Genomic DNA, 23,544 nt, shown 5'->3' on the forward strand with positions numbered 1-23,544 from the left:
TGCACGGAGGAATCATCCATGACCCACGGCACCACCGTCTGGCAGGCGAACCGGTCCGGCGGACTGACCGGAGCCGAGGCCCTGATCGAGACCTCGCTCGCCGCCAGAGTCGACGTCTGCTTCGCCAATCCGGGAACCACGGAGATGCCCCTGGTCGCCGCGCTGGACTCGGTACCCGGAATCCGCGCCGTACTCGGGCTCTTCGAGGGCGTGTGCACCGGTGCGGCCGACGGCTACGCCCGTGTCACCGGCCGACCGGCGATGACGCTGCTCCATCTCGGCCCCGGTTTCGCCAACGGCATCGCGAACCTGCACAACGCACGACGGGCAAACTCCCCGGTCTTCAACGTCATCGGGGATCACGCCAGTTGGCATCTCGTCCATGACGCGCCTCTGACCTCGGACATCATCTCGCTCGCGAGCCCTGTTTCCGGCTGGCTCGGCACCGCCGCCTCTGGCGCGGACCTGGCCCGGATGACCGCCCGCGCAGTCACGGCCGCCAGGACCGCGCCCGGCTGCGGGGCCACGCTCATCGCCCCCGCCGACTTCCAGCAGGAGGTGCTCACGGCCCCGGTGGACGTCGAGTTGCCCGACACCGGCCAAAGGCGTGAGGTGGCGGCGGAGATCATCGACCCGATCGCCAAGCGGCTGCGCGCCGGGGAGCGCGCCGTCTTCCTGCTGGGCGGTGCGGCACTCAGCGAGCGCGGCCAACGGGCGGCGGCCCGGATCGCGGCCGCCACCGGGGCCGTCCTGTACAGCGAGACCTTCCCGGCCGCCGCCGAGCGCGGCGGCGGCCTTCCGGACCTCGACCGGCTCCCCTATTTCCCGGAGAAGGCCATCGAGGCTCTCTCGGGGGCCCAACTGGTAGTGCTCGCAAGTGCGTTGGAACCCGTATCGTACTTCGGCTACGAAGGGGTTCCCAGCCTGCTGGCTCCCCCGGGCACCGTAGAGGTACTGAGCACGCCGGAGGAGGACGGCGCACTCGCTCTCGAAGTCCTGGCCGACACGCTCGGTGCTCCCAGAACGACACCGCGGCCGCAGCCATGCGATGAAGGGCTCCCGGACGGCGCGCTGACGCCGCAGGCGGTCGGCCGTATCGTCTCGGGGTTGCTGCCCGAACACGCCATCGTCTCGGTCGAGGGCGGCACGTGCGGCTACCCCTTCTTCACGCAGTCGTCGGGCGCCGCCCGCCACACCGCACTGACCAATACCGGCGGAGCCATCGGCCAGGGTTTGCCCGCCGCTCTCGGCGCCGCGATCGCCGCGCCCGACCGCAAGGTCGTCGCCCTGCAGTCCGACGGAAGCGCGCAGTACACCATCCAGTCGCTGTGGACGATGGCCCGGGAGCAACTTCCCGTCGTCACCCTCATCGCCTCCAACCGCGCCTACAACGTGCTGCGCACCGAACTCGGCCGGCACGGCCAGAGCCGACCGGGCCCCAACGCGACGGCGCTCACCAGCCTGGACGGCCCGGCCTTCGACTGGCCGGCGCTGGCCCGCGGCTACGGCGTGCCCGGCATACGGGTGGAGACAGGCGAGGCGCTTCGGCGCGAACTCGGCCGCGCACTCGCCGCCGACGGTCCCCAGCTCATCGAGATGGCCCTGTGAGAGGAGCCGCCATGCACAGCGGAGCAGACCCGGTCACCCGCGCGGCGGACGCCGCGAGTCGTTTCCTGGCCGAGCCGCGGACCATGTTCATCGGCGGCCATTGGGTCGGGGCCCTCTCCGGCCGCTCGTTCGCGAGCATCGACCCCGCCACCGGTACCGTCCTCACCACCGTTCCCGACGGCGACGCCGCCGACATCGACCTGGCCGTCACCGCAGCACGCCGCGCCTTCGACGATCCCGGCTGGCGGCGGATGAGCCCCTTGGACCGGGGCGCGCTGCTGAACCGTGTCGCCGACGTCGTCGAGGCGCACGCCGACGAACTGGCCCTGCTGGAGTCACGCGACAACGGCAAGCCGGTCTCGGTGGCGCGGGCCGTGGACGTGGGCACCAGTGTGAAGCTGTTCCGGTACTTCGCGGGCTGGCCGAGCAAACTGGAAGGCAGCACGATCCCCGTCTCGCCACGCGGCGGGCTGCGGGTGCTGAACTACACCACGCGGCAACCGGTGGGCGTGGCCGGTCTGATCGTGCCGTGGAACTTCCCCGTGTCGATGGCCTGTTGGAAGCTCGCGCCCGCGCTGGCCACCGGCTGCACGGTCGTCCTCAAGCCGGCCGAGGAGACCCCGCTGTCCACGCTGCGGCTCGCCGAGCTGCTCCAGGAGGCAGGGGTGCCGGACGGCGTCGTCAATGTCGTCACCGGGCGCGGTGCCACGGCGGGCGCTGCCCTCGCCGCCCATGACGGAGTCGACAAGATCGCTTTCACTGGATCCACCGAGACCGGCCGCGCCATCGTCCACGCCGCTGCCGGGAACCTGAAGAAGGTCTCCCTCGAACTCGGTGGCAAGTCCCCGAACATCGTGCTTCCCGACGCCGATCCGCAGGCCGTTGCCGAGGCCGCCGCCCAGGCCGTCTTCTTCAACCAGGGTCAGGTGTGCACTGCCGGCTCCCGGCTGTACGTGCACCGCAAGATCTTCGACGAGGTTCTGGACGCGGTGGCGGAGCGCGCCCGCAGGATCGTCGTCGGGCCCGGCAGCGACCCGGCCACCGAGATGGGACCGCTGGTGTCCGCGAGACACCACGAGAGGGTCAGCGGGTACATCGCCGCCGGCCGGGAGCAGGGTGCCCGGCTGGCCGCGGGCGGCGGGCGGCCCGACCTCGACGCGGCGTACGACGGCGGCTACTTCGTCCAGCCGACGGTGTTCGTGGCGCCCGACGACGGCCTGCGCATCGTCCAGGAAGAGATCTTCGGTCCCGTGCTGGCGGCGATGAGCTGGGACGACGTGGACGATCTGGTCGAGCGGGCCAATGACTCGCCGTTCGGGCTCTCGGCCGGCATCTGGACCTCCGACCTGGGCCACGCCCACCGCATCGCCGACGAACTGCAGGCGGGCACGGTGTGGATCAACTGTTACAACCTCACGGATCCAGCGTCGCCCTTCGGCGGATTCAAGCAGTCCGGCTGGGGCCGGGAAATGGGCCGGACCGTGCTCGACCTCTACACCGAGGTCAAGAGCGTCTGGGTCAACCTCGGCTGACATCCGAGCTCCTTGTTACCGAAGCCCCTTGATACCGAAGCCCCTTGTTGCCGATCACCTCTGTGGGAGACACGCATGGACCTGGAACTGGGCGGCAGGACCGCCATCGTCACCGGCGGCAGCCAGGGCATCGGCAGAGCCACCGCCCGCGAACTCGCCGCCGAGGGTGTGTCCGTCGTCATCACCGCCCGTCGGCTGCCCGTGCTGGAACGCACCGCGAAGGAACTCGAGACCGAGACCGGTGGCCGGGTCATCCCTCTCGCCTCGGACACCAACGACACCGAGTCCGTACGCACCATGGTGCGGCGCGCGGCCGGCGAACTGGGGCGGATCGACATCCTCGTCAACGGCGCGGCCGCCCCTTCCGGGCTGGTACGCAACTCGGTCGAGGAAGCCGACCCAGAGCTGCTGTTGGCCGACATCAATACCAAGATCGTCGGCTACTTCCGCTGCGCGCAGGCCGTCACCCCGCACATGAAGGCGGGTGGCTATGGCCGGATCATCAACATCGGTGGATTGACCGGCCGTTCCAGCCACGCGCTCTCCGGCATGCGCAACGTCGCGATCGTCCACCTGACGAAGGCCCTTTCCGACCAGCTCGGCCCATCCGGCATCACCGTCAACACCCTGCATCCCGGCGTGGTGGAGACCGAGCACATCCACGAGCTGTACGAGAAGGAGGCCGCCAAGCGCGGCATCACCGCGGCCGACGTAGAGGCGGACTTCGTCGCCCGTACACCGATCCGCCGGATTCTGGAGGCGGTCGAGATCGCCCAGGCCGTGTGCTTCCTCGCCTCGCCGAGGGCCGCCGCGATCACCGGCGAGTCACTGGGCATCGACGGTGGTCTCACGCGCGGCATCTTCCTCTAGCTCCCGGTCCCTCCTCACCCCACCCCCTTTTGTTCCGCAGCTCCGAAAGGAAGCCCACGACATGGAAGGCACCATCCTGGTCGCCACCGCAGGCCAGGGCGTCCTGCGCTCCTCCGACGACGGCGCCACCTGGTCCCGTCTGGGACTCGGGCAGGACCTGGAATTCGACGCCGTCGTACGCTGCCTGGCCGTACACCCCGAACAGCCCGACGTCGTCTGGGCCGGCGCCGACGCGGGACTCGTCCGCAGCAGTGACGCCGGCGTCAGCTGGCGCCGCGTCGACTCGCCCATGAACGACCGGACCATCTGGTCGCTGGCGATCGACCCCACCAACCCGGACACGATGCTCGTCGGAACCGGCGCTCCCTCCCGGGCAGCCGTGTTCCGCACCACCGACGGCGGAGCGACCTGGGAGCAACTCCCCCCACAGATCCCGGAATTCTGCGCGGGCGTCAACCGTCCCAGGATTCTGACCTGCGCTGTCGACCGCTACGAGCCCAAGAACATGTGGTTCGGCGTCGAGGAAGGCGGCCTGTGGCGCAGCGACGACCGGGGCGACACCTGGGAGCGGATCGACGGCACACCCGCCACCCTGCCCCACGGCGTCACCAACTCCGACATCCACTGTGTGCTCGTCCTCCAGGGCCCGCCGAAGACGATCGTCGTCGCCGTCGTCAACGCGCTCTTCGTCAGCCAGGACGACGGTGCGACCTGGACCCGTACCGACTCCCGCAAGACGTTCGGCATCTACTACACCCGGCTGGTCAAGCAGCTCCCCGGCACCGACGACCTGCTGCTCGGCATCGGCGACGGCACCCCCGGTACCACCACCAGGATCCTGCGCTCCGAGGACCTGGGGCGCACCTGGCAGGACACCGCCCTGGACACGCCCGCCAACTCGACCGTCTGGGCCTTCGGCACCCACGCCGCCGACCCGGAACTGGTCTTCGCGGGAACGAAGTACGGCCATCTCTTCCGCTCCACCGACGCCGGTCGCACCTGGCGCAAGGAGTGGCGCGAGTTCAGCGAGATCACCGACGTGACCTGGACCCCGGCAGTCGCACCCGCCACGGAAGGACACTGACATTGGACCCCGACGAGCGCATACTCGACCCGAACGAGGAGCCCACGCCGATCCCCGCCGACCCGCGGGAGGCTCCGAAGCCGCGGGTACGCCGCACCCATCTGTCGCTGTTCGTCCGCGACCCGGAGGCCTCGGCCAAGTGGTACGAGGACGTCCTCGGCATGGAGGTCACCGCACGCGGCCCGCAGTGGGTGTTTCTGTCCTTCGGGAAGAAGCACCACGACATCGCCCTGATCCGCGCCGAGGACGGAGCCGTCACCGGCGGTGTCGGCCTGCAGCACTACGGGCTGGAGGTGGAGGGCGACCTCGACGAGTGGCGGCGGCTGTACGGGATGCTGCTGGCCAAGGGCGTACCCGTGGTCAAGACCACGGACCACAAGATCGGCTTCGGCCTCTACTTCACGGACCCGGACGGCAACCGCTTCGAGTTCTTCCACGAGACGGTCACCGACGACGAGGAGGGCAAGCGCATCCTCGGTCTCCACGGCGCCCCCAGCGAGCCGGTGGAGATCGAACCGCTCCGCGGTTAGTGCTGCCGCCTCCGTCCCGCCCCGCCTCCTCACGGAGCCCCCATGCCCGCATCCCATCGCCCTCCGCACCCCGAGGAAACACCTGTGCCTCAGCCCAACTTCGCCGGCTACCACATCCGCAAGTGGTTCACCCAGACCGAGGACACCCTCGCCAACGAGACAGGCGTCCTCGCGGACGGCGAGCCCGTACGCAAGATCGTCATCGCGGCGGCGATACACAATCCCTACGCCGGACGGTTCAGCCAGGACCTCGGCGACATCGTCGCCGATTCGCCCAAGCTGGGTGAGGAGTTCGGCCGACGGATCCAGGAGGCGGCCGGAGGCCGTGCCATCCAGAGCTACGGGAAGGCGTGCCTGGTCGGCGCGGCAGGCGAGTACGAACACGGCAACGCCTTCCTCACAGCGGTGTTCGCGGACCCGGTGCGCGAGGCGGTCGGCGGCGGGAAAGCGTGGGTGCCCTCGACCGGAAAGCGGGGCGGTCCCGGTACCGTCCTCGACGTTCCGCTGGCCCACAAGGACGCTCTGTACGTGCGTTCGCACTACGACACCGTCACGGCGAGCTTCCCCGACACCCCGAACCCGGACGAGGTCGTGGTCGTGTTCGCGTTCGCCACGCGCGGCCGGCTGCACGCCCGGCTGGGCGGCATCAGCGCCGACGAGGTGCAGGGCCAGGACGGGCTGCACTGAGATGGCCGCCGACACCACCGCTGCCGGGCAGGACCGCTTCATCACGCTCAACGGCCTGCGCACGCACTATGTCGAGTGGGGTGACGAGGACCGGCCCGCGATCATCATGCTGCACGGCCTGCGCAGCTATGCCCGGACGTTCGAGCCACTGGCCGCGCGGCTCGGCGACCGCTACCGCGTCCTGGCCCCGGACGCTCGAGGGCGAGGTGACAGCGACTGGGATCCGCGAGGCGAGTACTACGCGGAGTCCTACGTCGCCGATCTGGAGCATTTCACCGACCGCCTCGGCCTGGACCGGTTCGCGCTGCTGGGCCATTCCATGGGCGGCACCACCACGTACGTCTACGCCGCGCGTCACCCCGAGCGGATCGGCGCGGCGGTCGTCGAGGACATCGGACCCGGCTCGTCGCTGTCCGGCGAGGGAGCCGAGCGCATCAAACGCGAGATGACGAACACCCCCCGCGACTTCCCCAGCCGGGAGGCAGCCAGCGCGTACTGGCGCGGCATCCGTCCGAACATCTCCGAAGACGCCCTCGAATCCAGGATGCGGCACACGCTCGCTCCGGACGACGAGGGACGGTGGCGCTGGAAGTTCGACCTGGCGGGCATCTCGGCAGCCCGCCTCGACCCGGATCCGGCCCGGCAGGTGGAACTGTGGCCGTACGTCGAGGCCCTTCGGTGCCCGACCCTGGTCATCCGGGGCGGGGAGTCGGACTTCCTCCCCGCCGCCACCGCGGCCGCAATGGCGCAACGCAACCCGCGCGTCCGGACGGTGGAGATCCCTGGGGCGGGCCACTACGTGCACGACGACGCCCCGGATCTCTTCCATCACCACCTCACAAGATTCCTCAGGAGTTCGGAGGTTCCCCGATGAACGAACCCGTCGAACACCGCACCCAGGTGGCCGTCGTCGGCGCCGGACCCGTCGGAGCGACCGTCGCGAACTACCTCGGTCTCTACGGAGTGCGCACCCTGCTGATCGACCGCAGTGAGGAGATCGTCGACTACCCGCGCGCGGTCGGCATGGACGACGAATGCCTGCGCAGCTTCCAGGGCATCGGGCTCGCCGACGAGATGCTGGCCGACATGATCCAGAACGTTCCGCTGAAGATGTTCGCCGCGAACGGCCGCTGTCTCGCCGACATCCGGCCGGAAACCAAGGAGTACGGCTGGCCCCGGCGCAACATCTTCATGCAGCAGCTCGCCGAGCGCGCGCTGCGCGCCGGCCTCCATCGCTATCCCCACGTCCGCCCTCTGCTGGGGCACGAACTCATACGTGTGGAGCAGGACGGCACCGAAGCACGGCTCCACGTCACAGACCCCCAGGGCGAACGCGTACTCGTCCACGCCGAGTACGTGGTCGCTGCCGACGGCGGCCGCAGTACCGTACGCGAGCAACTCGGCATCCCGTTGAGCGGCGACACCCACCCGCGCAAGTGGGTGGTGATCGAGTGCGACAACGACCCGCTCGACGCCCCGTACACGGGGCTGCACGGCGACCCGAAGCGCCCGTACGTCTGCCTGGACCTGCCCTACAACTACCGCCGCTGGGAGTTCATGCTGTTCCCCGGCGAGGATGCCGAGGCCATGCTCCGGCCCGAGAAGGTACGCGAACTCCTCATCGGGCACGTGCCCGATCCCACGGCGCTCAACATCATCCGGGCCCGCGTCTACACGCACCATTCGCGGGTCGCCGACCGCTTCGTGGACGGCCGGATCTGCCTCGTGGGCGACGCCGCCCACCTCATGCCCCCATGGGCAGGGCAGGGCATGAACACCGGCATACGGGACGCGACCAATGTCGCCTGGAAGCTGGCGGCGGTGGTCACCGGCCGCGCCCATCCGAGGATGCTCGCCACATACGACACCGAGCGGCGCGAGCACGCCAAGACGATGGTGAAACTGTCGGACGCCCTCGGCCGGTTCCTTTCACCGACGAGCCCCACGGTGGCCCGCGCGCGCGACACCCTGTTGCGCGGGCTCACGGTGGCACCGTCGGTGCGCGACTGGGTGGTGCAGATGCGATTCAAGCCCATGCCCCGGTACACCGAGGGCCTCATACTGCACCGCCACGAGCCTGTGCGGAAGAGTTCACCGGTGGGCCGGATGCTCATCCAGCCGAGGGTCGAGACCGCCGACGGGCGAGTGCTGCCGCTCGACGAGACACTCGGCGAGTGGTTCGCCCTCATCGGCTACGGCACTGATCCGCTCGTACATCTGGATCCTGACACCCGTGCCTTCTGGGACCGTATCGGCACTCGCTACATCACCGTCGTTGAGTCCCGCTCCGGTCGGTCGCGTACCGAGCGGCGCACGTCGATGACCGACTCGGTGCCGGTGGAGGACGTCGACGGCACGCTGCGGGACTGGTTCGCCCAGCACCAGGGCAGCGTCGCCGTCGTCCGGCCCGATCGGTATCTCGCGGCCCTGACCGATCCCCGGGACCTGGCGACGGTGAGCGACGCCTTCGAACGACTGGTCGCGCCGTCGCGGTCCGCGGAGTTCAAGGATGCCTGGCGCTCGGTTCCCGTCACGGAGGGCGAGGCGTCGTGATCATCGAGCAACGTGACTACCTTCTCAAACCGGGTGCGGCGGCGAAGTACGTCCGGCTGTGGGAACAGTACGGCCGCGAGCCTCAGGTACGGATCCTCGGCAACCTGCTCGGCTGCTGCACCACCGAGGTCGGTGAACTCAACACGCTGGTCTACTTCTGGGGTTTCGAGAATCTGGAAGACCGTGCCAAGAGGCGTGCCGAACTGGCGGACGACGACGACTTCGCGGCCTTCCGAGGCCGCGTGCGCGAGCTGCTCGTGCGCCAGACCAACCGGCTCCTCGTCCCCGCCACACCCCACGTCCGCACCGCCCTGCACGAAGGAGGCCGAGGATGACCGCCGACACGGCCCCCGCGAAGGCCGCACAGGAGTACATCGACGCCATGGCCCGCGACCGCGGGTACGTCCTCGACTATCACAAGGTCATGGCGCGGCACGACTTCGATGTCCTGCAGGCGACGAACGGCCTGGTCGAGGCGGCCTATCTGAGGCCCCGTGCCCTGGATCGCCGCACCAAGGAGCTGTTGTTCATCCTCAGCCTCACCGTGATGAGGGCCGGCAAGGGACACATCCAGAGCCATATCCGGGTGGCCCTCGACCTCGGGGTCACGCCGCAGGAGATCCTGGAGGCGATCGAGATCGCCCTCCCGGAGGCGGGCATCGTCGCGTTCCAGGCAGGCCTGGAGGTCTGGCGGGAGACGGTCGGTGCCACCGGCATCGAGCCGAGGGCCGCCGTTCACGAAGGCGGTTCCGGCACGACCGACTGAGCGGCACGGACCCCGGTGCTGCAGCGCCAGGAGGGGCGGTCTCCAGGAGACCGCCCCTCCTGGCATGCCTGGCCAGAGGCCGGTGGCGGAGGGTTGTGCCTGCAAAGCGGTGCAGGAACCGGACAACCAGGCTTCGGTGACGGGCTGCGGTGACCATCCGTCAGGCTCCTGGTCGGTGTCCACACTGCTCGCGGCGACGGGAGCTCTGCCGGAGCATGGGTCGGTCCGGGCGATTGACCTGCCGTCCGGCGGGCGGACCGAGGGGCCGTCGTAGGTTCCCCGGGCAGCGGGCGCAGGTGTGTCACAGAGAGGAGGACACCTCGTCCGTCTGCACCGCTGCCTGAGCGTGAGCCGGACTGCTTCCAGCACCCTGGCTGCGCTGCACGATGCCCAGAAAGACCCCCGCGACGAACACCAGTAGGACACAGAGCTCCAGGAGCAAAGCGGTGTCACCGGAAGCGCTGATCAGCGTGGGGAAGTTCGCGATGGCCATGATCATGACGCCGAGCAGAAGCAGAACGGAGGCGCTCGGCGCGATCAGCGTGTGCCACGGACGGGTGTCCAGGCGAGTCCGCCGGAAGAAGACCACGATGGAGAGCGACGTGAGGATGTACAGCACCAGCAGGGACAGAACCGCTACTCCACCACCCCAAGTGAGCAGTGTCACCACCGGATCGGCGCCGGCGAGGGCGAACGGCACAACCATGCAGAAGGCGAGGACGGTCTGCGTCAGGCTGGCGGTGTGGGGCGCCCCGTGACGGTTCGTGTGCGACAGCCAGGCGGGCAGGACGCCTGTGGTGCCGAGCGAGTGGAGGTAGCGATTGATGGCGTTGTGGAATGCGAGTATTCCGGCGAGCAGCGAGGAGACGAGCAGTACGGCCATCGTGTCGGTGGCCCACGGGCCGAGGGAGTCGGTCACGGCTGCAAGTACTACCGAGGTGGCTTCGCCGTTCTGCAGCGCGGTGCGGGCCGCGCCTCCCACATTGTCCGCGCCATAGTGACTCACGACCATCCAGGAGACGAAGCTGAAGAACACCGAGATCACGACGACGGAGAGATAGGTCGCCCTCGGCACAGTGCGGGCGGGATCCTTGGCCTCCTGCGAGTAGATGGCCGCGGACTCGAAGCCGATCATCGAGGCGATCGCGAAGGTCAGTGCCACTCCCGGCGCGCCGGCGAAGAAAGCGGAAGGTGCGAAACTACCCGCGAAGTCCAGTCCCTGGGGACCTCCGCCGGTCACGAACTCGTGGAACGCGAACGCCACCAGCAGCGAGCTTTCGGCCACGACCAGAACCGCAAGCAGCTTGGCGCCGAGCTCGATGTTGAGCGAGCCCAGAATCTGCACGACGATCATCGTCCCCACCGCCCAGACCCACCACGGCAGGTCGAGGGACAGGTACTGCTGGAACAGGCCCTTGACCACGACGCCGTACAGGCCGTACATGCCTGCCTGAGTGGCGCCGTAACAGAGCAAGGCGGTCTGTGACGCACCGACTCCGACGGTCCTGCCCAGCCCGCGTGACACATAGGCGTAGAAGGCTCCCGCGTCCGTGACGTGCCGGCTCATGGTGATGAACCCGACGGCGAAGACGGCCACGACGGCGCCGACGACCAGATAGGCGGCCGGCGCTCCGCCGCCGTTGCCCAGGCCGAGCGGCACCGGCAGCGTGCCCACGATTCCGGTGAGAGGGGCCTGCGCGGACAGGACGAAGAAGAGGATGCCGGCCACACCGACCGCACCACGGCGAAGGTGCGTGCGGTGCCCCGGATCGTGTGACTGCTGGGACAATGGGACTCCTTGATGAGTACGGACCGCAGCCCGGACGGGAAACGCCGCGCGGGAGGGGGCGTCCAGGCTGAGGCCGACTTTCGCGGAGTGCCCGTGTCGGCTCCCGTGTGACACCGCCGTACGGATCTGTGAGGGACACTGTCCTGCGAACCGCGCCGCGGGAGGGTGCGGAACCGTGCACGTGTTTTCGCCACTGCATGCACAGGAACCCACGCGGGCATGTGCTCCGACGGCTCCTCCCCGAGGGCATGAACGTCCTACCGGTGAAGCCGAGTTGTCGGTACCGTGGCGGTGCAGCACCGACCAGATGGAGCGCGTCCATGCGAACCGTCGTGACGACCGAGAATGTCTCCCCGGGTGAGCGCTTCGACTTCTGGGTCGACGAGATATCCCGTCTGTTGTTCGTGCCGCTGGACACCTCGCAGACGACTGCCGACATCTTCCACGGCACGGCCACCGACGGGCGTGTCGGCGCTCTGCAGCTGAGTTCGCTGAGTGCGGGACCCCTGCGTGTACGTCGGACCGCGTCGCTCGCCGCGCGGCATGAAGAGGACTTCTACAAGCTCAGCCTGCAGGTCTCGGGCACCGCGGTGATCGAGCAGGACGGCATGCGCAGTCGGCTGACGCCGGGTGACCTGGCGCTGTGCGATACGTCGCGCCCGTACAGCTTCACCTACGAGAGTCACTTCAGCACAGTCCTGATGCTGTTGCCGCGCTCGCTGATCCCTCTGCGACCCGAGACCCTGCGCGCTGTGACCGGGAAGAACATGGCTGCCGACAAGGGCGTCGGAGCGGTCGTGGCGCCCTTCCTGCAGTCGCTGACCGAGCAGAGCGCGCACTGCGCGGGCCCCGAGGTGTCACGGCTGGCCGACGGAGCCGTATCCCTGGTCACGGCTCTCCTGTGCGAGCGGCTCAATCGGACGACACCGGTCGCGCCTCACCTTGCGACCACGCTGCGCATCCGTGACTACATCGAGCGTCATCTCGCAGACCCGGATCTCACTCCCGATGCCATCGCCCGGGCGCACGCGATCTCGCGGCGGTATCTCTTCAAGCTGTTCGCGGAGGAGGAGACGACGGTCGCCGGCTGGATCCGCACCCGGCGGCTGGAGCGCTGCGCCCGCGACCTGGCCGACCCGGCCACCAGGGATCAGCCGGTGGCCGCCATCGCCGCACGCTGGGGACTCCTTGACGGCCGTCACTTCGCCCGCGTCTTCAAAGCGGCCTACGGCGAAACCCCACGGGACTACCGGCGCCGGGCCACTCTGGACCCGACGTCCGGGCGAGCGCCCATGACCAGTGGTTGACCGCACATCGCGTGCAGGCCCATTGCGGAGCGACGCTCGACGAGTGCCCTGACCGGCCGTGACACTCCCCCCAGTTCTCCGGGTCGGGCCCAAGTCATGGCATCCAGGCGCCCGAACGGAGTCATGGAGATGCGGTCTCCAGTCCGTGCACACAGATGTGGCGTGGGGTGCACGGACGTTGCGGAGCGCGATGCCCGGGCCGAAAAGACCTGCCCGGGGTCTGGACGGGACACTGCGCCCACGTTTTTTATCTACACACGTTGAAAAACGGCAGTCGCCTCACTCGAAGGAACGCCATGACCTCCGACGCTCAGCACCCTCTCGCGCCGCTCACACCGAGTGAGATCACGGCCGCCCGCACGGTCCTCGCCGAAGCCGGCCTGCTGGCCGACACCAGCCGCTTCGCATACCTCGGCTTGGAGGAGCCGGAGAAGGATCTCCTGATGACCCATGCCCGCGGCGACGCAATCGACCGCCGCGTACGGGTCATGCTGCACGACACCGCGGGCGCTCCCGCACATGACGTCGTCCTCTCCCTGACCCGCGGCACGATCGACTCCGATCGGACTCTGGACGCCGCCAAGGACGGACAACTACCCGTGCTCGAGGAGGAGTTCGACCTGGTCGAGGAGATCCTGGCCACTGACGAGGAGTGGGTCGCGGCGCTCAGGAGGCGCGGTCTGGACGGGGCACGGGTGCGCGTCGCTCCGCTGTCCGCGGGTGTGTACGCGGACGAGTACCCCGACGAGTCCGGACGCCGTGTCTTGCGCGGCCTCGCCTTCGTCCAGGAACACGCGAAGGATCATGCCTGGGGGCGTCCCGTCGACGGCCTCGTCGCCTACGTCGACGTACTGAACAAGACCGTCGACCGGGTCATCGACATCGGCCCCGTCCCGGTTCCCGACGTGTCCGCCAACTTCGACGACCCGGCCGTCACCGGCCCTCCGCGCACCAGCCAGAAGCCCCTGGAGATCACCCAGCCCGAGGGGCCGAGCTTCACCCTCGACGGCAACCTCCTCCAGTGGGAGAACTGGTCCCTGCGTATCGGCTTCGACGCCCGTGAAGGCCTGACCCTCCACCAGATCGCGTTCCACGACCGGGACCAGGGGCGCGACCGTCCCATCATCCATCGCGCCTCGATCGCGGAGATGGTCGTCCCCTATGCCGACCCCTCGCCGGTCCGCTCCTGGCAGAACTACTTCGACACCGGCGAGTTCCTGATCGGCCGGATGGCCAACGCCCTGGAACTGGGCTGTGACTGCCTGGGTGAGATCACCTACCTGGACGCCGTCATCGCCGACGAATCCGGCGCACCGCGCACCCTCACCAACGCGATCTGCCTGCACGAGGAGGACTACGGCATCCTCTGGAAGCACACCGACCTGTGGACCGGTTCCGCCGAGACCCGCCGCCAGCGCCGGATGGTGCTCTCCTTCTTCACCACCATCGGCAACTACGACTACGGGTTCTACTGGTATCTCTACCTCGACGGCACCATTGAGTTCGAGGCCAAGGCCACCGGCATCGTGTTCCCCTCCGCCTACCCGGGAGGTGGCTACCCCTACGCCACGGAGGTCGCTCCCGGACTCGGCGCCCCATACCACCAGCACCTGTTCTGCGCCCGCCTGGACATGGCCGTCGACGGTGCGCAGAACAGGGTCGAAGAGGTCGACGTCGTACGCGTGCCGATCGGCCCGGACAACCCGCGCGGAAACGCGTTCACCCTCCGGCGCACGCCGCTGCGGACCGAGTCGGAGGCCCAGCGCACCGCTGACATGAGTGTCGACCGTGTCTGGCACATATCGAACCCGGGATCGCTCAACTCCGTGGGTTCGCCGGTGAGTTACACCCTTCATCCCGAGGGCAGGCCGACGCTGCTCGCCGACCCCGGCTCGTCCATCGCCGCCCGCGCGGCCTTCGCCACCCATCACCTGTGGGTCACGGCGTACGACCCTGCCGAGCGCTACCCCGCCGGCGACTTCGTCAACCAGCATCCCGGAGGCGCGGGCCTGCCCGCCTATGCCGGTGCCAACCGTGCTCTCGACGGTCACTCGCTCGTCATCTGGCACACGTTCGGGCTCACCCACGCACCCCGTCCCGAGGACTGGCCGATCATGCCCGTCGACTACACCGGCTTCAAGCTCAAGCCGACCGGTTTCTTCGACCGCAATCCCACGCTGGACGTTCCTTCCAACGCCGCCAGCTCACATGGCTGCTGTGATGTGTGATGCATGAGCTGCTCGCGGTGGCCGGCCTGGCGGCAGCTGCTGTCTGCCTGGCCGGTCATCTACCGGGTCCGGCACGCGGCTGGGGGCCGCACGCCGTCGCCATGGCGGTGATGGCGATGATGGTCATCCCGGGCGGACGATCACGCGAGGCACTCCTGATCGGCGCGGCCGCCGTGGCATCGGCCTGCGTGTGGCGGGTGTGCGCCGGGTGCCCGGGCCGCGGCAGATCCGCCGAGACGGCCGACCTCGCCGCCATGGCACTCCTGACGGCGGCCACCGAACCCATGGGAACGGCCATGGAACACCACAGTGCCGGTGCCGGAACGGGCGGTCTCGCCCTGTTCGTAGTCGCCTGCTGGGCGGTCACGCGGGCCGGAGGAATCATGGTCGCGCAGCTGCGGGGCGCAGACGGCGCCGTGGCCCGGCAACAGGACGCCGGAGCCCTCGTCATGGTCGCGACGATGACCGTCATGGCATTCTGAACTGCCGTCTGGGGAGCCGAACGCATCACCGGGAGGGAGATCCCGCGCCCATGCCGAAGATCGTCGACCATGACGCCCGCCGTCGTGAGATCGTCGCGGCGGTCTGGGCACTGATCGCCCGCCGCGGTCTCGGCGCCGTCACCATGCGCGATCTCGCCGCCGAGGCCGGGTACGCCAACGGTGCCCTCGCACCGTACTTCCGCAGCAAGGACGAGATCCTGCAGGCCGCCTTTCAGTACGCCGTCGAGAGCACCAACGTCCGTGCCGAGAAGGCCATCGGTGATGCCACCGGGCTCGTCGCGCTGCGCCGCCTGTGCCTCGAGATCATGCCGCTCGACGAAAGACGGCTGCTGGAAGCCCGGGTGGTCGTCGCCTTCTGGGACCGGGCCCTGCACGACCCGCGGATGGCGGCCGTCCACGCGAGTGCGATGGACCAGTGGCGGCAACGGATGAACCAATGCCTGGCACAGGCCCGGGCAGCAGGCGAGATCGCGGACGATCCACGGGACGAACAGAGCGCCGACACCCTGCTCGCCGCCCTGACCGGCTTTCAGGTCAACGCGCTGCTCGTCCCGCACGCCACCACGCCCGCACGCCAGCAGGCCGCACTCGACGGCCTGTTGGCGGCCCTGTAGCGCCGTCCGCGCTCGCGCGCGTTTCCACCCACCCCCGCCGACAGGCCGGACTCCGACCATCCCAGCGCCACCAGTCTGTTCACCGGGAACGACCCCGGCGAGCCGTCCGGATACGCCTACCGCGGAACTCCGGTACGCCCCGGTGAGAAATCGAAGGCAACCTTTTCGCTCTCGGTGGTCATGGGGTCGTTCCCCGACCGCAAGGCAGAGGCAGGGCATGCCGCCGGCCACACCCGCCGCCAGCACCCAGGTGAGAGCCACCACCACGACTGAGACGGGCACCCCGAGCGCGTCGGCGACGCCGACCGCGACCGGCACCCCGACGCCGACGGCTGCTGCGACGACCGGTGCGGCACGCCCTTCGGCCACAGCCACCGCGCGGCCCTCGCGACCGGCGTCCACCACGCCACCGTCGGCAGGGCGGATTCGGCCCAACACCACCTACACCGGGGTCGCCACCGCCTACGAGGCCGACGACGGAGACGGCGCCTGCCTGTTCGGCCCGAGTCCCGACCTCATGATCGCGGCCATGAACACCACGGACTACGAGACGTCCAGGGCGTGCGGCGCGTACGTGTTGCTCGTCCGCGCGGCCATCGGCAAGTCGATCACGGTACGGATCACCAACGAATGCCCCCTGCCCTGCGCACACGGCACGCGCACTGACCACGCAGTGTGTTGGACACGACGCCAGAGTTGTCAGGTACATGATCGCGGCCTACAGTCCATCAGAAACAGGGTCTGGGAGCGCTCCCATGCAGAGGGAGGGGAAGCGCCCCTAACCCCCCATCTCCGGCCGTACCTCCGAAAGAGGCCCGCATGCGACCGTTACCGCAGCTTCCCCGCACCGTGCGCGGCACGTTGTGCACGCTCGTCACCGCGCTCGCCGCCGTCGCGGCGCTCTTCGCCGCCACGCCCCCGGCCCAGGCCGACACCACGGTCTGCGAACAGTTCGGCTCGACTGTCATCCAGGGGCGATACGCCGTCCAGAACAACCGCTGGGGCACCAACGAGCCCCAGTGCGTCACCGCCACCGACACCGGCTTCCGGCTCACGCGGGCCGACGGTTCCGTGCCCACGAACGGCGCGCCGAAGTCGTACCCGTCCCTCTTCAACGGCTGCCACTACACCAACTGCTCGCCAGGCACCAAGCTCCCCGCGCGGCTCGCCGACATCTCCAGCGCGCCGAGCAGCATCTCGTACGGCTACGTCGGCGACGCCGTGTACAACGCCTCGTACGACATCTGGCTTGACCCGACGCCCCGCACCGACGGCGTGAACCGCACCGAGATCATGATCTGGTTCAACAAGGTGGGCCCGATCCAGCCCATCGGCTCCCAGGTCGGCACGGCCACCGTCGGCGGACGCACCTGGCAGGTGTGGTCGGGCAGCAACGGCTCCAACGACGTGCTGTCCTTCGTCGCCCCGTCGGCGATCGGGAGCTGGAGCTTCGACGTGATGGACTTCGTCCGGCAGGCCGTAGCCCGCGGGCTGGCACAGAGCAGCTGGTACCTGACCAGCGTTCAGGCCGGCTTCGAACCCTGGCAGAACGGCACCGGACTGACCGTGAACTCGTTCTCGTCGACCGTCAACACGGGTGGTGGACCGGGCGGCCCGGGCGGCGCCACGACCTGCGAGGTGTCGTACGCCACGAACGTGTGGCAGGGAGGCTTCACCGCGAACGTCACCGTCGCCAACACCGGTTCGGCACCTGTCGACGGCTGGCGCCTCGCCTTCACCCTGCCCTCCGGCCAGCGCGTCACCAGCGCCTGGAACGCAGCTGTCTCCCCGTCCTCGGGATCCGTAACGGCGAGCGGCCTGACGCACAACGCGACCATCGCCCCCGGCGGCAGCCAGACGTTCGGGTTCCAGGGCACCTACAGCGGCGCCTTCGCCGCGCCGGATGGGTTCAGCCTGAACGGGACCACCTGCACCAGGACGTGACGTGACCGGCGCCCGACGCTTGCGTGCCGTCCGGCGCCATGACAGCCATCCGCGGCGAGGAACCTCGCCGCGGATGGCACCAAGAAGTTTCAGACCGTCTGCTCAAGTCCACACACCTTGGCCGAACAGCCGGCGGCGCCCCTGGCTCCGATGTCTCCGCCCGAACCACCTGGTCACTTCGGTGCACTCCCTGTGACAGCGCAGGCAGTGCCGTTGAGGGTGTAGGAGGTGGGCGGGGCGGTGTTGCCGGTGTGGGCTGCCTGGAAGCCAATGTCGACCGAAGCGCCTGGGGCGATGGTGGCGTTGTGGGCGACGTTTCGGGCCGTCACCCGGCCGGAGGCGGCCGAGTACTCCGCGTTCCAGCCGGAGGTGATGGTCTGGCCGTCGGGCAGGGTGAAGACGAGGGACCAGCCGTCGATCGGGCTGGTGCCGACGTTGGCGATGGTGATGCTCGACGTCAGACCGGTGTTCCAGGCGCTGACGGTGCCGGTGACCCGGCAGGTCGCCGTCCCCGGCGGCGGGTTGGAGGTCTGGAACTGCGTGAAGAACTTCCAGACCTCTTGCGGCACCCAGGTCCTGGAGCCGCTCTCACCGGGGGCCCCGTCCTGCGGAGCGGGGATGTGCCCTTCGTCGAACGCGGCCCAGGCGACCGGATGCCCTGCGGAGCAGCCCGAGTAGGTGGTGACCCGGTGGGTCAGGCTGCCCTGGGGCGGCTCGGGCGGGTTCTGAGGGGTGCAGCCGTTGTTCCTGACGAACCTGTCCCGCATCGCCCGGCCGCCGGAGATACCGAGGACACTGTCCCTGAGGCCGTGCACTCCGAGGTAGGCGATCGGCTGGTTGCCGCCGCTGCATCCGCTGAGCTGTCCGCCGCCCAGGACCGCGACCGCGCGGAAGACCGTCGCGCGGGAACACGCGAGGGCGTACGACATGGCGGCGCCGTAGCTGAATCCCAGGGCGAAGCGCTGTGCCGTGTCGACGCACAGGTCCGCCTCGATCCGCCTGATCATGTCGTCGACGAAGGTGACGTCCTCCCCTCCGGCGTTGGCCCAGCCGTTGTTGAGGCCTTGGGGTGCGACGAAGACGGCGCTGTTGTTCGCCAGTCGCTGGAGCCCGTAGTAGGCCCAGGTGCCCGTTTCCACGGTGCGGCCCGTGGCCACGTCGGTGGAGGTGCCGCCCAGCCAGTGGAACCCGAGGACCAGCCGGTGGGCGCGGTTGCGGTCGTAGCCGTCCGGGATCCGCAGGATGAAGCTCCGGTTCTTGCCGCCGCTCTGGATCGTGTGCGTACCGCTCGTCAGGGTGGGGGCCTTGCCGCATCCGGGGCTCGCGGCCGCGGTGCCGACGGTTGCGGCAGCCGTGCCGGAGGCCGTGAGCGGCGCGTTCTCTCGGTGGTCACTGCCCAGCGCAGTGCCTGCCATGGTCAGGACGAGCAGCACCGCGACCACGGGGGGCCATAAATGGAATCTTGACCTTTGCATCAAGCAACTCCCCTTCTCCTGTTGGAACATCGCCATGTGCGGAAGGGATCTGAAGTGCGCGACGCGCGAGGTCGCGAGGAGTAGCCGCTGCCGCCGGCGGCTGAGGCCATGCGCGTGGTGAAGGAGGAGGCGCCTGAGCCTTCGGCCGGTGTGCGGCGTCCCTCACACGCGGGTCCACTTCTGGTTGGCCTGGCCGTTGCAGCTCCACAGGACCAGCGGGGTCCCGTTGGCGGTGCCGGCCCGGTCGACGTCGAGGCACAGCCCGGCGTGGACGTTGCGGATCGACCCGTCGGAACCGATGGTCCACTTCTGGTTGTTCTGGCCGTTGCAGGGCCAGGTGATGACCCGGGTGCCGTTGGTGGTGCCCTGGTTGTAGGCGTCCAGGCACTTGTCGCCGAAGACGCGGATCTCGCCGCCGGCCCACGTGGTCCACAGCTGGTTGGCGGCCGTGTGGCAGTCCCAGAGCAGTACCGTGGCCCCGGCCGCGGTGGAGGCGTTGTCCACGTCCAGACAGCGGCCGGATGCGTTGCCGCGCAGCCGCGAGGTGGTGGCGGCCAGCGGGCTGCCACCCGTCACCCGGAACACGGCCACACCGTGCGCGGGGACGCTCGCCGAGATCTGCCCGGACGTGCTCGAAGTCCCGCCGGTCCACAGGTCCGTGAGCGTGAACTGCCCGCCGGACAGGCCGACTTGCGCGGCCGAGGTGGTGACCGTCGCGGTGCTGCCTCCCCGGTTGAACAGGCCCACCGCGACCGAGCCGTCGGACAGCGGTTTGGCGAACACCTCGGTGTTGCCGTCGTCGCGCACCCTGCGCCCGCCCGCGCCCAGCTGATCCTGGTTCACCGCCAGCAGACGCGGGTTGCGCAGGATCGCGCTCACGTCGGCGGACATGGTGCGGATGTCGTTGCCGGCCATGAGTGGTGCGCTCAGCAGTGCCCACAGGGCGAAGTGGGAGCGGGACTCGGTCAGTGACAGGCCGGGGCGGCCGACGACCAGCATGTCGGGGTCGTTCCAGTGGCCCGGGCCCGACTGGGCCGCCAGCGGCGCGGTGACGTCCAGGACGTTGCCGACGCCCATCGGATAGCTGTTGGTGTTGCCGTTCTGCCAGATGTCGAGCAGGTCCTCGGTCGTCCGCCACAGGTCGGCGACCTCGCCCCAGTTGTACGTGGCGCCGGTGATGGCGTGGAAGCTGTTGGGGTTGATGCTGTAGACGATCGGCCGCCCGGTGGCGCGCAGGGCGTCGCGCATGAGCGTGAAACGCGCGACCTGCTCGTCACGGGTCCCGCTGGAGGAACACCAGTCGTACTTGAGGTAGTCGACGCCCCACGAGGCGAACGTGGCGGCGTCCTGGGTCTCGTGTCCCCTGCTGCCCGTCGACCCGGGATAGGCGCCGCTGGTCTGCGCGCAGGTACGTTCGCCCGGCACCTGGTAGATGCCGAACTTCAGGCCCTTGCTGTGGATGTAGTCGCCGAGGGCCTTCATCCCGCTCGGGAACTTGGTCGGATTGGCCCGCAGGTTGCCCGCCGCGTCGCGCTGCGGGTCGAACCAGCAGTCGTCGACCACCACGTACCGGTAGCCGGCGTCCCGCATGCCCGAGGACACCATCGCGTCGGTGGCCTGGCGAACCTGTGCCTCGGTGACCGAGCACCCGAAGCTGTTCCAGCTGTTCCACCCCAACGGTGGAGTAAGCGCCGGACTGCCGGGCGCGGCCGAAGCGGTGGATTGAGCGGAGGCCGTCACGGACGCGGTAACCGTCAGCGCGGCGGCCGCGAGGAGGTGGAGCAGTCGTCTGCCTGATCGTCTGGGCACCGGCGTTCCTTTCCCGGAAGGGCACCACGGGCGGGTGATGCGCGCGAGGCGGATGTCATGTTCATGACACAAAGAAATGGAGATCCAGGGGTTCGCAATTTCAAACGCCATTCGGAAAGTCAGGGCCTCACGGATACTAGATAAACGTCTCAACATGTCAACACCATTCGGCCTCTGCACTCCGCTCTGCGGCCGCCGACGACCGAAACAGCCCGCGCCGATCTGCGACATTCGGACATCGGTCCTGCGGCGAATGTCACCAACCCGATCCCGAATGTTTTCGATGCGGCTTCACCAACCCGATCCCGAATGTTTTCGATGCGGCTCACGATGCGGGAAGTATTGACGGGATCCACCGACCTCCTATTATCCAGGGTGCTCGACAAGCCAATCTGCGTTCGACATCACGAACTTGATGGATCGATCGGGTCACTGCACGCCGCATGGACAAGGCAAGACACTCCCGCGTAACGCACGCCGGCAAAAGGAGCTCCGCAGCCATGAGGCCTGCGGCGGCGACATGCACCAACCGCAACGGCCGGGCTACACAAGGAGAACGCCACACATGGATTTGTCATGCCCTCATCAGCACATGCCCCGTCGCCGCGTGCTGGCGGCCGCCACCGGCCTGGCCACCGGCGCCTTCCTTCCTCTGGCTGGAGCTTCCCGCACCGCCGCCTCCACTCCCGCCCAGGGGTCGGCCCTCGCGGCAGCCGCGGCGTACACGAACCCGGTGATCTGGCAGGACTTCGCGGATATCGATGTCATCCGCGTCGGCGGCACCTACTACGCCTCGGCCTCGACGATGCACTACTCGCCGGGCGCACCCGTCCTGCGTTCGTACGACCTGGTGAACTGGGAGGTCGCCGGTCACTCGGTGCCCGTCCTCGACTTCGGCGCCAAGTACGACCTGAACGGTGCCCGTGGCTACGTCCGGGGTATCTGGGCGTCGTCGCTGGCTCACCGCCCGAGCAACGGGACCTTCTACTGGCTCGGCCAGATCGACTTCGCCAGGACGTACATCTACACCGCCACCGCGGTCGAGGGGCCGTGGAGCAGGCTCACCACGATCAGCACGCCGTACTACGACGCCGGGCTGCTCGTCGACAGCGACGACTCCCTGTATGTGGCGTACGGGAACACCACCATCAGCGTGGCCCAGCTCTCGCGCGACGGCCGCACCCAGGTCCGCACGCAGCAGGTGTTCACCACCCCGTCCAGTGTCGGCACCCTGGAGGGGGCCCGCTTCTACAAGATCAACGGGCAGTACTACATCTTCCTGACCCGCCCGGCCAACGGGCAGTACATCCTGAAGTCGTCGAGCGGCCCCTTCGGTCCGTACACGATGCGGCAGGTCCTCCTCGACCTGCGCGGGCCGATCCCCGGCGGTGGCGTCCCGCACCAGGGCGGGCTCGTGCAGACGCAGAGCGGCGCCTGGTACTACATGGCCTTCGTGGACGCCTACCCCGGCGGCCGGGTGCCCGCCCTGGCGCCGGTCACCTGGACCTCGGACGGCTGGCCCGTCGTACAACTCGTGAACGGCGCATGGGGCACCTCGTATCCCAGCCCGGCCGTGCCCGCCCCACCCCGCCAGGTCACCCCCATGATCGGCGTCGACACGTTCGACGGCACGACCCTCAAGCCGAAGTGGGAGTGGAACCACAACCCGGACAACACCAAGTGGTCGGTCGACAACGGCCTGACCCTGCGGACCGCGACCGTCACCAACGACCTGTACTGGGCCCGCAACACCCTCACGCATCGCATTCAGGGGCCCACGTCCACCGCGACCATCCAGCTCGACTACTCGGCGATGCGGGACGGCGACCGCGCCGGACTCGCGCTGCTGCGTGACTCGTCCGCGTGGATCGGCGTCAAGCGTGACGGCGGTGCGACGCGGGTGGTGATGGTCAACGGGCTGACCATGGACGGCAATTGGAACACGACCGGCACCGGCACCGAGGTCGCGAGCGCGACCGTCTCCGGCGGCCGCATCTGGCTGCGCGCGGCCGCGGACATCCGCCCCGGCACGGCACGCCCCGGAACCTTCTCCTACAGCACCGACGGCACCCGCTTCACCCGCCTCGGGCCCGCCTTCTCCATGGGCAACGACTGGCGGTTCTTCATGGGCTATCGATTCGCCCTCTTCAACCACGCCACCCAGGCACTCGGCGGCGCGGTCCGCGTCATGCGGTTCGAGCTGTCCGTGCCCTGAACCGATCCCACCGACCGCACCAACCCAACC

The 23,544-nt window shown here is 69.0% G+C and carries 19 protein-coding genes; 16 read left to right on the forward strand and 3 right to left on the reverse strand.

What is annotated here, in order from left to right; all coding sequences use genetic code 11:
• Positions 1-18: 18 nt before the first annotated feature.
• The 10 genes from FE633_RS21160 to FE633_RS21205 all read left to right on the forward strand — a co-directional run bounded on the left by FE633_RS21160 (position 19) and on the right by FE633_RS21205 (position 9,630).
• Complete coding sequence (locus FE633_RS21160; protein WP_138046725.1) at positions 19-1,608, forward strand: acetolactate synthase large subunit; 1,590 nt, start codon at positions 19-21, stop codon at positions 1,606-1,608.
• A gap of 11 nt (positions 1,609-1,619) precedes the next feature.
• Positions 1,620-3,140 (forward strand): aldehyde dehydrogenase family protein, encoded by a 1,521-nt coding sequence (locus tag FE633_RS21165; protein WP_138046726.1) that lies wholly within the window; start codon positions 1,620-1,622, stop codon positions 3,138-3,140.
• Positions 3,141-3,215: 75 nt separating this feature from the next.
• Complete coding sequence (locus FE633_RS21170) at positions 3,216-4,010, forward strand: SDR family NAD(P)-dependent oxidoreductase (protein WP_138046727.1); 795 nt, start codon at positions 3,216-3,218, stop codon at positions 4,008-4,010.
• Between the two features lie 61 nt (positions 4,011-4,071).
• A complete protein-coding gene (locus tag FE633_RS21175) occupies positions 4,072-5,094 on the forward strand; it encodes a WD40/YVTN/BNR-like repeat-containing protein (protein ID WP_138046728.1) in 1,023 nt (340 codons plus the stop codon).
• A gap of 2 nt (positions 5,095-5,096) precedes the next feature.
• Positions 5,097-5,624 carry a VOC family protein gene (locus FE633_RS21180; RefSeq protein ID WP_246113746.1) on the forward strand — a complete coding sequence of 176 codons (528 nt, stop codon included), beginning with the start codon at positions 5,097-5,099 and terminating at the stop codon, positions 5,622-5,624.
• 84 nt (positions 5,625-5,708) lie between these two features.
• On the forward strand, positions 5,709-6,311 hold the full coding sequence (locus FE633_RS21185; protein WP_246113747.1) for an amino acid synthesis family protein: 603 nt from the start codon (positions 5,709-5,711) through the stop codon (positions 6,309-6,311).
• A gap of 1 nt (position 6,312) precedes the next feature.
• Positions 6,313-7,185 carry an alpha/beta fold hydrolase gene (locus tag FE633_RS21190; RefSeq protein WP_138046730.1) on the forward strand — a complete coding sequence of 291 codons (873 nt, stop codon included), beginning with the start codon at positions 6,313-6,315 and terminating at the stop codon, positions 7,183-7,185.
• On the forward strand, positions 7,182-8,864 hold the full coding sequence (locus tag FE633_RS21195) for a bifunctional 3-(3-hydroxy-phenyl)propionate/3-hydroxycinnamic acid hydroxylase (RefSeq protein WP_138046731.1): 1,683 nt from the start codon (positions 7,182-7,184) through the stop codon (positions 8,862-8,864). Before FE633_RS21190 ends, FE633_RS21195 begins: the two co-directional genes overlap by 4 nt.
• Positions 8,861-9,199 (forward strand): NIPSNAP family protein, encoded by a 339-nt coding sequence (locus tag FE633_RS21200; protein WP_138046732.1) that lies wholly within the window; start codon positions 8,861-8,863, stop codon positions 9,197-9,199. Before FE633_RS21195 ends, FE633_RS21200 begins: the two co-directional genes overlap by 4 nt.
• Positions 9,196-9,630 (forward strand): carboxymuconolactone decarboxylase family protein, encoded by a 435-nt coding sequence (locus tag FE633_RS21205; RefSeq protein ID WP_138046733.1) that lies wholly within the window; start codon positions 9,196-9,198, stop codon positions 9,628-9,630. The genes FE633_RS21200 and FE633_RS21205 overlap by 4 nt, the downstream gene beginning before the upstream one ends.
• Positions 9,631-9,931: 301 nt before the next feature.
• Here the strand turns inward: FE633_RS21205 and FE633_RS21210 are convergent, their stop codons facing one another.
• On the reverse strand, positions 9,932-11,419 hold the full coding sequence (locus FE633_RS21210) for an APC family permease (RefSeq protein WP_138046734.1): 1,488 nt from the start codon (positions 11,417-11,419) through the stop codon (positions 9,932-9,934).
• A 320-nt stretch (positions 11,420-11,739) separates the two neighbouring features.
• Here FE633_RS21210 and FE633_RS21215 point away from each other — a divergent pair, with 320 nt between their 5' ends.
• From FE633_RS21215 to FE633_RS21240, 5 genes are all read left to right on the forward strand, one after another.
• Positions 11,740-12,726 carry an AraC-like ligand-binding domain-containing protein gene (locus FE633_RS21215; protein WP_171060056.1) on the forward strand — a complete coding sequence of 329 codons (987 nt, stop codon included), beginning with the start codon at positions 11,740-11,742 and terminating at the stop codon, positions 12,724-12,726.
• A 296-nt stretch (positions 12,727-13,022) separates the two neighbouring features.
• Positions 13,023-14,954 carry a primary-amine oxidase gene (locus tag FE633_RS21220; protein ID WP_138046736.1) on the forward strand — a complete coding sequence of 644 codons (1,932 nt, stop codon included), beginning with the start codon at positions 13,023-13,025 and terminating at the stop codon, positions 14,952-14,954.
• On the forward strand, positions 14,954-15,436 hold the full coding sequence (locus FE633_RS21225) for a hypothetical protein (protein ID WP_138046737.1): 483 nt from the start codon (positions 14,954-14,956) through the stop codon (positions 15,434-15,436). Before FE633_RS21220 ends, FE633_RS21225 begins: the two co-directional genes overlap by 1 nt.
• Before the next feature lie 50 nt (positions 15,437-15,486).
• Positions 15,487-16,071, forward strand: a complete 585-nt coding sequence (locus tag FE633_RS21230; RefSeq protein WP_138046738.1) for a TetR/AcrR family transcriptional regulator — start codon at positions 15,487-15,489, stop codon at positions 16,069-16,071.
• Positions 16,072-16,890: 819 nt separating this feature from the next.
• Complete coding sequence (locus FE633_RS21240; RefSeq protein ID WP_138046739.1) at positions 16,891-18,015, forward strand: glycoside hydrolase family 12 protein; 1,125 nt, start codon at positions 16,891-16,893, stop codon at positions 18,013-18,015.
• 173 nt (positions 18,016-18,188) lie between these two features.
• Here FE633_RS21240 and FE633_RS21245 read toward each other — a convergent pair whose 3' ends face one another.
• Together FE633_RS21245 and FE633_RS21250 are read right to left on the reverse strand one after the other, a co-directional pair.
• Positions 18,189-19,430, reverse strand: coding sequence for a CE1 family esterase (locus FE633_RS21245; RefSeq protein WP_246113748.1), 1,242 nt, complete (start codon positions 19,428-19,430; stop codon positions 18,189-18,191).
• A gap of 222 nt (positions 19,431-19,652) precedes the next feature.
• Entirely contained in the window at positions 19,653-21,299 is a 1,647-nt protein-coding gene (locus FE633_RS21250) for a glycoside hydrolase family 27 protein (protein ID WP_138046740.1), read from the reverse strand.
• A gap of 592 nt (positions 21,300-21,891) precedes the next feature.
• Between FE633_RS21250 and FE633_RS21255 the strand changes: the two genes are divergently transcribed.
• Positions 21,892-23,514, forward strand: coding sequence for a glycoside hydrolase family 43 protein (locus FE633_RS21255; RefSeq protein WP_171060057.1), 1,623 nt, complete (start codon positions 21,892-21,894; stop codon positions 23,512-23,514).
• Positions 23,515-23,544 lie beyond the last annotated feature (30 nt).

The sequence above is a fragment of the Streptomyces montanus genome (genome assembly GCF_005786655.1).
Lineage (GTDB): Bacteria > Actinomycetota > Actinomycetes > Streptomycetales > Streptomycetaceae > Streptomyces > Streptomyces sporangiiformans.